This is a genomic window from Oxalicibacterium faecigallinarum (assembly GCF_014635705.1).
Taxonomy (GTDB): Bacteria; Pseudomonadota; Gammaproteobacteria; order Burkholderiales; family Burkholderiaceae_D; genus Oxalicibacterium; species Oxalicibacterium faecigallinarum.
Genome location: NZ_BMDI01000001.1, coordinates 924042 through 936460 on the forward strand (window position 1 = coordinate 924042; position 12419 = coordinate 936460).

Annotated in this window: 14 protein-coding genes; 6 read left to right on the top strand and 8 right to left on the bottom strand. The window is 53.4% G+C overall.

Features of this window, described 5'->3' with window-relative positions:
• Position 1 precedes the first annotated feature (1 nt).
• The 3 genes from sdhD to IEV29_RS04450 form a co-directional block, all read right to left on the bottom strand.
• On the bottom strand, positions 2–367 hold the full coding sequence (gene sdhD / locus IEV29_RS04440; protein ID WP_188380036.1) for a succinate dehydrogenase, hydrophobic membrane anchor protein: 366 nt from the start codon (positions 365–367) through the stop codon (positions 2–4).
• Positions 367–777, bottom strand: a complete 411-nt coding sequence (sdhC, locus tag IEV29_RS04445) for a succinate dehydrogenase, cytochrome b556 subunit (protein ID WP_188380037.1) — start codon at positions 775–777, stop codon at positions 367–369. Before sdhC ends, sdhD begins: the two co-directional genes overlap by 1 nt.
• A 127-nt stretch (positions 778–904) precedes the next feature.
• A complete protein-coding gene (locus IEV29_RS04450; RefSeq protein ID WP_229726231.1) occupies positions 905–1681 on the bottom strand; it encodes a GntR family transcriptional regulator in 777 nt (258 codons plus the stop codon).
• Between the two features lie 311 nt (positions 1682–1992).
• Here IEV29_RS04450 and IEV29_RS04455 point away from each other — a divergent pair, with 311 nt between their 5' ends.
• The 5 genes from IEV29_RS04455 to IEV29_RS04475 all read left to right on the top strand — a co-directional run bounded on the left by IEV29_RS04455 (position 1993) and on the right by IEV29_RS04475 (position 8835).
• Positions 1993–2982, top strand: a complete 990-nt coding sequence (locus IEV29_RS04455) for a malate dehydrogenase (protein ID WP_188380039.1) — start codon at positions 1993–1995, stop codon at positions 2980–2982.
• 74 nt (positions 2983–3056) lie between these two features.
• On the top strand, positions 3057–4028 hold the full coding sequence (locus IEV29_RS04460) for an HpcH/HpaI aldolase/citrate lyase family protein (protein WP_188380040.1): 972 nt from the start codon (positions 3057–3059) through the stop codon (positions 4026–4028).
• 54 nt (positions 4029–4082) lie between these two features.
• Complete coding sequence (locus IEV29_RS04465) at positions 4083–4571, top strand: hypothetical protein (protein ID WP_188380041.1); 489 nt, start codon at positions 4083–4085, stop codon at positions 4569–4571.
• Between the two features lie 161 nt (positions 4572–4732).
• Positions 4733–7456, top strand: a complete 2724-nt coding sequence (gene acnA / locus IEV29_RS04470) for an aconitate hydratase AcnA (protein WP_188380042.1) — start codon at positions 4733–4735, stop codon at positions 7454–7456.
• A gap of 143 nt (positions 7457–7599) precedes the next feature.
• The gene (locus tag IEV29_RS04475; protein WP_188380043.1) at positions 7600–8835 is read left to right on the top strand and encodes a DUF2863 family protein; all 1236 of its coding nucleotides are present in this window, start codon (positions 7600–7602) and stop codon (positions 8833–8835) included.
• A 12-nt stretch (positions 8836–8847) separates the two neighbouring features.
• Here IEV29_RS04475 and IEV29_RS04480 read toward each other — a convergent pair whose 3' ends face one another.
• From IEV29_RS04480 to IEV29_RS04495, 4 genes are all read right to left on the bottom strand, one after another.
• Positions 8848–9318 (bottom strand): CYTH domain-containing protein, encoded by a 471-nt coding sequence (locus IEV29_RS04480; RefSeq protein WP_188380044.1) that lies wholly within the window; start codon positions 9316–9318, stop codon positions 8848–8850.
• Positions 9315–10448, bottom strand: coding sequence for a M14 family metallopeptidase (locus IEV29_RS04485; protein ID WP_188380045.1), 1134 nt, complete (start codon positions 10446–10448; stop codon positions 9315–9317). Before IEV29_RS04485 ends, IEV29_RS04480 begins: the two co-directional genes overlap by 4 nt.
• Before the next feature lie 270 nt (positions 10449–10718).
• On the bottom strand, positions 10719–11195 hold the full coding sequence (locus tag IEV29_RS04490) for a nitrate reductase associated protein (protein WP_188380046.1): 477 nt from the start codon (positions 11193–11195) through the stop codon (positions 10719–10721).
• Positions 11196–11237: 42 nt separating this feature from the next.
• Positions 11238–11405: a hypothetical protein gene (locus IEV29_RS04495; protein WP_188380047.1), complete on the bottom strand. Its 168-nt coding sequence runs from the start codon at positions 11403–11405 to the stop codon at positions 11238–11240.
• Positions 11406–11773: 368 nt separating this feature from the next.
• Between IEV29_RS04495 and IEV29_RS04500 the strand changes: the two genes are divergently transcribed.
• Positions 11774–11956, top strand: a complete 183-nt coding sequence (locus IEV29_RS04500; RefSeq protein WP_188380048.1) for a hypothetical protein — start codon at positions 11774–11776, stop codon at positions 11954–11956.
• An 80-nt stretch (positions 11957–12036) separates the two neighbouring features.
• Here IEV29_RS04500 and IEV29_RS04505 read toward each other — a convergent pair whose 3' ends face one another.
• Entirely contained in the window at positions 12037–12321 is a 285-nt protein-coding gene (locus tag IEV29_RS04505) for a hypothetical protein (protein WP_188380049.1), read from the bottom strand.
• Positions 12322–12419 lie beyond the last annotated feature (98 nt).

The following is a 12419-nucleotide window of genomic DNA, read 5'->3' on the forward strand; positions in this document are numbered from 1 at the left end:
GTTACGCTCTCCAAAGAATCTGCGCCGACCATCCGGCACAAGCGACCAGCCACAAGATGGTGGCAACCTGCAATGCGAGGCGTAGGGATACGGGCTTGATGTAATCCATCCAGATATCACGCACACCAACCCAGGCGTGATAAAACAGGGAAAGCAAGGTGACAAAGGTCAGCAGCTTGAACCATTGCTGCGCAAAGAGTCCGGCCCAGCCTTCATAACTGATTTCACTGGCACCTAAAAAGGCAACCAGCAAAACGATGGTGTAAACCGCCATCACAATGGCGGTAATGCGCTGCGCAAGCCAGTCCTTGAATCCATAATGCGCACCGACCACAAGGCGATGCGGTCCGATATTGTCTTTCGCCATCAGAAAACTCCGAACAGTTTGAGTGCAATCAATCCAGCCAAAGGCAGACTGACTGCAAAGACAATCACAGCAGACTTACGTGCAGCTTGCTTGTCGACCCCCATGTGCATATCCATCAGCAAATGACGGATACCGGCGCAGAAATGATGAAGATAGGCCCATACCAATAACAGAATGATCAGCTTGACGAACCAATGCGCGGCAATGCCTCTGAAGTGTTCGAATGAAATTTCAGACAGGAGACTTTTATCCAGCAAGAAGAGGATAAAAGGCAGCAGCAGGAAGATGATTGCACCGCTGATACGGTGCAAAATCGAGAGGATGCCCGCCAATGGCAGGCGATAACGTACGAGGTCTGTCAGCCCGATATTGCGGAACTGCGGTTTGCCGGCTTTGCTTGATTCAGACATGGCGTGGCTTTCGCATAGGATTGTAACCACATATTTTGACCGATTTTGATGCGACACACCAACCCGCGTTAATAATTTTCATCGACCACCTCCTCTTTTCATCGATCTGCTCGCGCGAGTGGATACCTCAACTCAAATCATTGTGATAGTAATGATCGTTCGTGACATACAAAGAGCGTCGCACTTCCACCGCTTTATCGCCATAGGTATAGGACACGCGATTGACACTTAATAACGGCGTGTTCAGCGGCAACCCGAGCAATGCGGCCACACGCTCATCCGCCGCGACGGCGCGAATGCTTTCCGTGGCACGCAACATCTGCGTACCAAACTCCGTTTCCAGCAACGCGTACATTGGCCCCTTGTACGCCAGCATACGCTCCACCGACAAACCTTTGAATATGGCTCCCGACAGCCACAGCTCTTCAAGAATCGTCGGCACACCATCAAACGACTGCATGCGCAGCATGAAGATTACCGAATCGCCTGTCTTGATTTCCAGTTGACGCGCAATATCGGCCGGCGCACGCAATCGCCGCGCTTCAATAATCGTGTTATCCGGATAGTGCGCCGCGCCGACGTTCGGTTTGAGGCGAAGAAAGCGGAACTGCGATCGTGCCTCAAGATGACTGGCAACAAACGTTCCCTTCCCCTGCCGACGCACCACAAGATTTTCAGCGGCAAGCTCGTCAATCGCTTTACGCACCGTACCCTGACTTACACCATAACGACCAGCGAGCTCCATTTCGCTTGGAATCATTTCGCCAGGACGCCACTCATTCGATTGCAGGCCTTGCAGAATCAGCTTCTTGATCTGCTGATACAGCGGACTGAACGTCGGCGCACCACTGCCATTGGCAGTGATGGGTTGTCCGGACGGCAATGAAGTATGGGCAGAGCTCATGATGAGGGATTTCAACACAGAACCCGCCATACCGTCCAGAAAATTATGAAAATTAATATGTCTTATATAAGACATAAGATAAATATTGACAGCAAATGAGCCGACACTTACACTCGTCGCAGGCATGTGCCTCATCAAGCTCGGCAATAGCGAAAATCATTCAGGCGTACCCGTTGCAATGCACTGCATCGCATGTGGATCTCCCTCCTGATTTACCGCGCTGACTTCTCGGGCATTCACCGGTATCATTGCTTGGCATACAATTCATTTCACAGCAGATTCGATACCCATCATCTTTTCTGGAGGTTTCAATGGCCAAAGCCCCTTTGCGTGTTGCCATTACCGGCGCAGCCGGCCAGATCGGTTATTCCCTGCTCTTCCGTATCGCCAATGGCGATATGCTCGGCAAGGATCAGCCTGTCATCCTGCAGTTACTGGAAGTCGCGGATGAAAAGCCGCAAAAGGCACTCAAGGGCGTGATGATGGAACTGGAGGACTGCGCGTTCCCCCTCCTTGCGGGTGTGAGCGCACATAGCGATCCGATGACGGCATTCAAGGATGCGGATGTTGCGCTGCTGGTTGGCTCCCGACCACGTGGCCCCGGCATGGAGCGCAAGGATTTGCTGGAAGCCAATGCTCAGATTTTTACCGTACAAGGCAAGGCACTGGACGCCGTTGCATCACGCAATGTGAAGGTGCTTGTGGTGGGCAATCCGGCCAACACCAATGCCTACATCGCCATGAAATCGGCACCGAGCCTGCCACGCAAGAACTTTACCGCGATGCTGCGGCTGGATCACAACCGCGCCGTCTCGCAAATTGCGATCAAGCTCGGCAAACCCGTTGCCTCGATCGACAAGATGTTCGTCTGGGGCAATCACTCGACCACCATGTATCCCGATTATCGTTTTGCAACCGCAGATGGCGTATCGGTCCGTGATGCGATCCATGACGAAGACTGGAACAACGATGTGTTCCTGCCGACCGTTGGCAAGCGCGGCGCGGCCATCATCGAGGCGCGCGGGCTGTCCTCTGCAGCTTCGGCCGCCAATGCCGCGGTCAATCATGTCAGGGACTGGTTGCTCGGCACCAACGGCAAATGGACGACGATGGGTATTCCGGCAGACGGTTCATATGGCATCCATGAAGACATTATCTTCGGCTTTCCCGTGACTACCGAAAATGGTGAATATAAAGTTGTCGAAGGACTCGACATGGACACCTTTTCCAAGGAACATATCGATCTCAGCTTGAAAGAGCTTATTGAGGAACGCGAAAGCATCAAACACCTTCTCAGTTGAAATACTTCAAGACGGATGGCTCAGCCATCCGTCTTTTCGTTCAGCCAGCCCCCAAGCAAGCCAACCCCACACACATGCACCCTTCTGAAGTCCTGTTCCAAGGTTCCTGCCCTCCGGTCTCAATCCCGGTCTGTGACCATTACGCCGGCTCCGAAAAACTGATGCGAAAATCCCTCGCCCTGCAACAGGAGCTGGGCCCCGTTTTCGACATCACCTTCGATTGCGAGGATGGCGCTGCTCATGGCAATGAAGAGCAGCACGCACACCTGCTCGGACATATGCTTGCAAGCGAGGAAAATCGCTTCAACCGCATCGGCACGCGCGTCCATGACGTTGCCAGCCCCCTGTTTGAACAAGATATAAAAATCATTCTGGGTCATGCGGCAAAGAAACTGGCTTATGTCGTCATTCCCAAAGTCAGCAGCGCTGACGATGTCGACGATGCGATTGCCGTTGTCAATCGTCACGCAGAACACAATGGACGGCAAAACTTGCCCGTCCATGTTCTGATCGAAACGCACGGTGCTTTGGCCGACGTGCATGCGATTGCGGCGTTACCGCAAGTCGAATGCCTGTCGTTCGGCATCATGGATTTTGTGTCCGCACACTATGGTGCGATTCCGGGTGATGCCATGCGCTCGCCGGCGCAATTTACCCATCCGCTGGTCACCCGTGCCAAACTCGAAATTTCGGCGGCCTGCCACGCACACGGCAAGACACCATCCCACAGCGTCACCACGGAAATACGCGATCTCGGCGTTGTGACGAGCGATGCACAACTGGCCTCGCGTCAGTTTGGTTATACGCGGATGTGGAGCATCCATCCGGGACAGATTCGTCCAATCGTGCAAACATTGGCACCGCAACTGGATGAGGTGAACGAAGCGGCTGCAATTTTGTCGCAAGCTCAGGCTGTACAGTGGGGACCAATCCAGCACAATGGAACCTTGCATGATCGTGCAAGTTATCGCTATTACTGGACCATCGTGCAAAAAGCGAGAGCAAGCGGTATTCCGCTGCCAGCCTCGATACAAACAATGATATGAACCTGATGATCCTTGCGCAGAACGCAATGGATGCAAAAATATGGAGATCTCTGCATGAAAAAACTGTTTTGCGCACTACTAATGCTCGGCATGTCTGCCACAGTCATGCCGAGCATGGCGCAATCGGCATCCGCCAAAGAAACCCCCGCCAAGAAACCCGTGGTTAAAAAAGCGGCCAAACCCGCCGTCGCAGCATCGGCAGGCGCTGCCCTGATCGCCGATGAAAAGGAAGAGGATTTGGGCAAGGCGGAAATCGAAGGCTCCATCGTGACCGAATACACTTGCGAATTTGGCGTCAAGATCACGACCTACCATAATGAAAGCGATGATCAGTACATCGCGCTGCGCTGGAAAAATTCGGTCGAACGTCTACGCCGTATCGGCACCAGCACCGGCGCCAACCGCTTTGAAAACCGCCGCTACGGCATTGTCTGGATCAACATTCCGTCCAAAGCCATGTTGCTAGATTCACGCAAGGGACAACAACTGGCAAACGAATGTCGCAATCCTGAACAGCAAAAGGCATTTGCAGCAAAAGGATAATCAACACAACGTTTCAAACGGCAAGACAGACAATGTCTTGCCTGGTACCACCTTTGCATTACCTGCGACATCGCATCTTGCAGCCGACGTTCGGCGAAGTCGCTACAGCAACCTGAATTTCGGCAGCTATCAGCATCATCTACGCATCAAGGAGAAACAACATGTCGCGCAACACATTGAATACGCTTAAGGAATTCAATATCTCAGGTTCCAAGAAAGGTGCGTTCTATTCGCTGCCGGCATTGGGCAAGAAACTCGGTATCAATGTATCGCGTTTGCCCGTTTCGATTCGTATCGTGCTGGAATCCGTTCTTCGCAACTGCGACGGCAAAAAAGTGACCGAAGAACACGTGCAGCAACTCGCACAATGGGCTCCCAATGCGGCCCGTACCGACGAAATTCCATTTGTCGTGGCACGTGTCGTTCTGCAAGATTTCACCGGCGTCCCTCTGCTCGCCGATCTGGCCGCCATGCGCGGTGTGGCATCGCGCATGGGCAAGGATCCAAAAAATATCGAACCACTGGTGCCGGTCGATCTGGTCGTCGATCACTCCGTGCAGATCGATCATTTCCGTGAAAAGAAAGCGCTGGACCTGAACATGCGCCTCGAATTCCAGCGCAACAATGAGCGTTACCAGTTCATGAAATGGGGCATGCAGGCTTTCGACACTTTTGGCGTCGTGCCTCCAGGCTTTGGCATCGTGCACCAGGTCAATCTCGAATATCTGGCACGTGGTGTCCACAAAAAAACTGAAGGTAAAACCGACGTGTACTATCCGGACACGCTGGTCGGTACCGATTCGCATACCACCATGATCAACGGCATCGGCGTTGTTGGCTGGGGCGTCGGCGGTATCGAGGCAGAAGCCGGCATGCTGGGTCAGCCGGTCTACTTCTTGACGCCTGACGTGGTCGGTGTCAACCTGACCGGCCAACTGCGTCAAGGCGTGACGGCAACCGACCTGGTGTTGACCATTACCGAATTGCTGCGCAAGGAAAAAGTGGTCGGCAAATTCGTCGAATTCTTTGGTGAAGGCACTGAATCGCTCTCGCTGACCGACCGCGCCACCATCGCCAACATGGCACCAGAATACGGTGCAACCATGGGTTTCTTCCCGGTTGATGATGCAACCATCGATTACTTCAAGGGTACCGGCCGCACCAAGGCAGAGATCGACGCCTTTGAAGCCTACTTCAAGGCACAAGGTTTGTACGGTACGCCAAAATCCGGCGAAATCGACTACACCAACGTCGTCGCACTGGACCTCGGTTCGGTTGCCCCATCGCTGGCGGGGCCGAAACGTCCACAGGACCGCATCGAAATCGGTAACGTCAAGCAGCAGTTTGCTGATCTGTTCGTCAAGCCGGTGACAGAAAACGGGTTCAACAAGAAGGCAGAGGATCTCGGCGCCACCTACGTCAATTCCGATGGCGTGGCAGTAAAAAATGGCGATGTTCTGATTGCAGCGATTACCTCCTGCACCAACACCTCCAATCCAAGCGTTCTGCTGACCGCCGGTCTGCTCGCGAAAAAGGCAGTGGAAGCCGGCCTGAAAGTCGCGCCGCACATCAAAACCTCGCTCGCGCCAGGCTCACGCATCGTGACGACCTATCTGGAAGAAGCAGGCCTGCTGCCCTATCTCGAAAAACTCGGCTTTGGCGTCACCGCTTATGGTTGCACGACCTGTATCGGTAATGCCGGCGACCTGACGCCAGCGATGAACGAAGCGATCGTACAAAACGATATCGTTGCCTCGGCTGTTCTCTCGGGCAACCGAAATTTCGAAGCACGCATCCATCCGAACATCCGCTCCAACTTTCTGGCATCACCACCACTGGTTGTTGCTTACGCGATCGCAGGCACGATACAGCGTGACCTGATGACCGAGCCGGTCGGTAAAGGCAAAGGCGGCAAGGACATCTATCTGGGCGACATCTGGCCAACCACGCAGGAAGTGGCCAAGCTAATGAAGTTCGCGATGAATGCCAGGAACTTCAAGGACAATTACGCGCAAGTCAAAACTGCGCCAGGCAAATTGTGGGAAGGCATCAAAGGCGTGGCCGAAGGTCAGGTCTACAACTGGCCATCGTCCACCTATATCGCCGAGCCACCGTTCTTCAATGACTTTGGCATGGTGCCATCGGCAGCAGCGACCGGCATTCAGGGTGCACGCGCACTCGGTGTGTTTGGTGATTCCATTACCACCGATCACATCTCGCCAGCAGGTGCGATCAAGGAAAGCAGCCCGGCCGGTAAATGGCTGACCGAAAACGGCGTGTTGAAAGCCGACTTCAACTCCTATGGCTCACGTCGTGGCAATCATGAAATCATGATGCGTGGCACTTTCGCCAACGTGCGTATCAAAAATCTCATGATCCCGATGAAGGCCGATGGTTCGCGCGTGGAAGGCGGCATTACCTTGCACCAGCCAACCGGTGAAGAAATGTCGATCTACGACGCCGCCATGCGTTATCAACGCGAAGGCACGCCGACCATGGTGTTTGCCGGCGAAGAGTACGGCACCGGTTCCTCGCGCGACTGGGCGGCCAAAGGCACGCAACTGTTGGGCGTGAAGGCGGTGATCGCACGTTCGTACGAGCGTATTCACCGTTCCAATCTGGTCGGCATGGGTGTGTTGCCGCTGCAGTTCCTCGGCAACGATAGCGTCACGACGCTGGGTATCAAAGGCGATGAAACCTTTGATCTGAAAGGTCTCGACGGCGAACTGCGCCCGCAACAGGAACTCACGCTCGTCATTCACCGCGCCGATGGCAGTTCACAGGAAGTGAACGTTTTGCTGCGTATCGATACACCGATCGAGATCGATTACTACAAACACGGCGGCATTTTGCCATTCGTATTGCGTCAGCTGCTGGCAGCCTGATTACCCAGCAATCCGGAAAAAGCCGCATGCACCGCATGCGGCTTTTTTATTTGTCCCAAACCATGGCAACGATTACATTTGATGATGGGTCTGTTCATAGTTCCACTACAATAGACAATTCCTATATTGCAGATTCAGGTTCCATGCGTCGCCCTCTCAAAAATGCTTCACGCAAGTTATCGGCCGATGGTCACCGCCTGACCATGCTCGCCCAGGCCATCATTCAGGCTTCCAGCCGCGTCGAAGAACGTCAATGGGAAAAACAGATTGAAACGTTACTGCATAAACTACTGCGTACACGCCATCAGGAAACGCTCGATGCGGCACTCGACCATCTGTTCAAGCAGGCGCCGCTCGCCTACGACGCCCTGACCGAAGCGGCTGAAGCGGCTAGTGAGTCCTGCGTCATCGAACTGGATGGTGTGCAGCACGATGCCCTGTTGATCGCTGTACCTATTCTTGCGTGGACACGCTTCTCGATCGCCTCCGGCAGTATTCCTGCGGAGATGGTCACGACACTCTCGGCGCATCTGCATGCACACATCCTGTCCGACCATGCCAGACTGGCCATGGCACCAATGCTGTTCTCGATCGATCAGCTACCGCGCACGCATAGCGACATTTTTGTTTTAACGCAGCAGATGGCACAGGCAGCGCTTAGTCAAACGCCGATCAAGGCCACGTTGCAGCAAGCAGAAACGGCGCCATTTCTGGCAGATACGCGCTATCTGCTGGCAGTCGTGACAGTTGCAAGTGGCGAGCCCATGTTCCGCTGGCAAACTACAGCCGATCTCGCAGATCGCGATGCCGCATTGGCACAATGGAACACGCAAGCACTGCCGAACATTGCCCGCCTGCTCCCCGGTTGCGGGATTGAACTGTTGCTACCTGAAGCGTATTTCGTCGCATGCCGGGAGGGTGATAAACAGATCCGTCCTGCATCGATTCGCGCCGCCGTGCATTATCTGGTGCACACCCTCAACATCGAGCCGGCAGCCTTGCAAGCCATCATTGGCAGTTTTGGAGAAGAGTCCAGCGAAGAAGGTCGCGTGGATGAATATCGCATTGGCTTTGCACCAGTCAATCAACCGGACGTTCTATACGGCGTAATCTGGCCGTTGTACGGTGACGAGGAAGGCGATGAGTCCGAAGATAGGACCGACGCGATTGCAGCGGGTGAGGCGCCTCCAAAGTCGCCAATTGAAGAAATCCATGCCCTGCTAGAAGAATGCGGCATCATCCGTATCAAACGCCATATCGAGCAATTCTCCATGGAGTTCTGCGATGATTGCGGTGCCCCGCTCTTCCCTGATCCTGACGCCGAACTGGTGCATGCAGAAATGCCGGAAGAAGCCACAACGACCGAACACCTGCATTGATCCGTCACACGCTCAAGCTTCCCATTTGCTAAACGGATGCTTGAGCAGATTGGCGTTGAAGTAACGCGGATCATCCGACACTTCTGCACCAATCCAGTCCGGTTTGTCGAAACGTTGCGTTTCGCTCTCCAGCTCGATCTCGGCAACTACCAGACCCGCATTGTCGCCCGAGAAGGCATCCACCTCCCAAACCATGCCCGCATGGGTGATACGCGTGCGCATCTTTTCGATCAGGGGCCGTTCGCACAGATTGCTGAGCAAGGCATTGGCTTCTTCCAGCGGGATGCCATACTCCCATTCACCACGGCTGATCCCCTGATTCTTGCCTTTGATCGTCAAAGTCGCCGTCTGCCCTTCTACGCGTACCCGCACTACGCGATCAGGATGTGACGATAGATAACCTTGCCGTAACGTCGTCGCCGTACCCAGCGACTTCCAGGCATCACCAACCACCAGAAATTTCCGCTCGATCTCTACACTCATCGTGCGCTCCGCTTGAGGTTATCCAGAATCGGATGCAGCATGGCGCACCCCAGTTCTGCACTACGCGCGCCATTCCAGCCAACCTTGGCATCCGGCGTGCGCGCATTGTCCTTGAATGGCATTTCCAACGTCAGCGAAACGCATTTGAATGTATGCCCGATGTATTTGGATGCCAGTTTGAGCATGTCGGCACGATATTTCCCTGATGGATAGCCAAACTCTGTTTGAAAATCCTCGCTAGCCTGCTGCAAGCGCTGGATAAAGAGCGTTTGTTCCTGCATCTGGCGCTCAGTAAAACCTTCCAGCATTTCGCTACCGGCGACAAACACATACGGCAATCCCTCATCACCATGAATATCGAGGAATAGATCGCATCCCGTTTGATGTAGGCGCTGCTTGACGTAGAAAACTTCTGGACTGGTTTCAATCGATGGCGTCATCCATTCACGATTGAGATTGGCACCGGCCGCATTGGTACGCAGATTGCCACGAATACCGCCATCCGGATTCATGTTGGGAACAAGATAGAAGACACCATGCGCCAATACCTGCTGCGCGGTTTCATTTTGCGTATCCAGCAAGGCATCGACCATGCCTTCGACAAACCACTCTGCCATGGTCTCGCCCGGATGCTGCCGCGCAATCACCCAGATTTTTTTGCGCGCCGCCGGGTTGCCGATTACGATCATGTCCAGATCGTGCCCATCGACCGTACTACCCAGATGTTCAATACGCGCATGTGCAGCTATTTGCGAGCGTGCCAGCAAACGTAAATGACGCTCCCATGAATAAGGCTCGAAGTAGGCATAGTAGATATCGTCATGTTGTGGCGTATGCGCAATCGTCATGGCCCTGCCGTCAAAGGTCGTCGGTACACGAAACCAGTGCTCACGATCGTAGCTTGCCACCGCCTGATAGTCCTGCCAGCCATCCGGATACGTCGCCTCCGACGCATTCAGAAATCGCATGGAGCAGCGCTGACCACGCGCTCCGTGCAGGCGAAAATAGAACCATTGCGCGATATCGGCATGACTGTCTTTACGGAGCCTGAGTTCAATGGCATGCGGTTCGTCCGCACGAACGACGTCGATGGCACCACCATCAAACGCGGCGCTGATATGAAGAGGCATAGGGAACACATCCAATCGCAAAAAATTCTAAATGCCGAAAGCCATTTCGGAATTCATCGATTGTAGGGGATTCCTGCTGATGTTGAACGGGCCATTTGCCGTTCAACCGAGATGATGCGACCGCATGCAACTGAAGAATTGGTGCCGGTATATTTTCGAACCGCCGGCTCCGGTGATGATGCGTTGCAGTGTACCGAGACTCGGCAAGCCCATCTATCAGCTAATACCTGATTCCCATGTAGGAAAACAGGAAGAAGCTTGCATTATCAATTAAGCGATTCCGTCCTCGTTCAGTCCGAACTCATCGAGTGCGGCCTGCAAATTCGCATTCTTGTGACCTCGACGCGTCAGCTTGATCAGCACGAAGCGCTGGAGATCGCTCAAGGCCTGCCAATGCACATCGGTAGGGATCGGCAAATCCAGTTCTGACAAGGTATCTACTACATCGGCGGGTACAGTTGACGAGCGCCATGGTGGGTCCGAGTCCACAGCAATGTCTTCCAGACCAAGGTCGGGTAATTCAGCGTGGGGAGCCAACATGTCGAGTATGCGTTGTCGATACCGTGCTTTTTGTGCGTCCGTCGTGCACGGCAGGTCAACGAGTTCTTGCCGCTCCTCCCGAGTCAAGACGGCCCACGCCGGAAAATCGAATCTAATACCAATGGCATCCAGATTGAATCGCACGATCATCGGTATGCGTCGCAATGCATATCGACCATCCTGCTCAAATTGAAAAAGCGCGGTCATGATGCGACCACGCTTTTTATGAATACGGACCCGGCAGCGAGATCAGCCGCCGATTTTTTCGTCCTTGTCGTCCAGATCATCCTTACCCAATTTCTCTTCATTGTCTTTTGCAATTCTGTCTCCGGCAATCCAACGTGGATCTTTTGCATGTCCGGGCGTTGTCGGGTTAGCAGGTTTTGCAGGTACTAGTTTATCGTTTTCCTTGGCCATGATGCTCTCCTTTCATGCGAGGTGTTATGAAATCTTTCATAGTCCACTATAAACAAGGATGACTGAAGGCAAAATCAGCGAGACAACCCTTTGCCTGTAGGACGAATCCTCACCCTCTGTCAGTACAAATAGGAATGAAGCTCGTGCCGTGACTTATCCCGAAAAACTGTGGATCATCCTGTGGATAAGCCGTGCAAGACTGAGACAAGCACATGATTTTCTTCAACTTTTTTCATGTGCGCATCATTGCAGCGAAGCAAGGCCACTGATGACGGATTTTCCGACGTCGAGTCGTCAGCTTGTCCGATACGCAGCCGATACACAGCCGGATACGATGAAAACGTGATCAATAAGTGAAGGAGTCAAGCATGTCGAATCGAGATACAAAACAAAATAATTCGTCGAAAAAAAACGCGCCACAAGCCAGCCACAGCAAAAAGCAGAATGATCGTCAAAACAGCGACAAAATGATGAGCGTGGATTCCCAATCGGAATTTGCCGTTGCCGACAAGCTGCGTGACAAGGCTGATGCCATCAACAAAAAATCTTGACCCTTCTGCTCGCGCTAGCGGGCCATAAAAAAGCCCCTTATGGGGCTTTTTTCTTTTGGGTGCATTTCAACCGAACCAGTTCACGCAGCTTTTAGCGTCTTTCGATCGATATATTCACGCGCAGCGATGATGCCGCGCTCGATGCATTGTTCCTGCGTCGGATACGATTGACCATCTATCACTTCCTTGCTTGTGAAGTCTCGACCACCGTGATACTCGGTCACGAAGATACGCGGCATAAATTCGGGAAACGCCTTATCGACTTCTGCACCGGACAAATGTGCAGCAATCTGCACCGAGACATCCCAGCCTTTGTAGGTTTCGTAATGTGACTTGTTCTTCACTCGCTTTTCTTCATGCGCCATGCCGATCTCCTCATCAAAAATAAACCGATCAAGCTGCCCATGATAACGCACATGGCAGCCGGTCCTTTGGTTGCTTGGAACATCAGGTCGGCAATTGA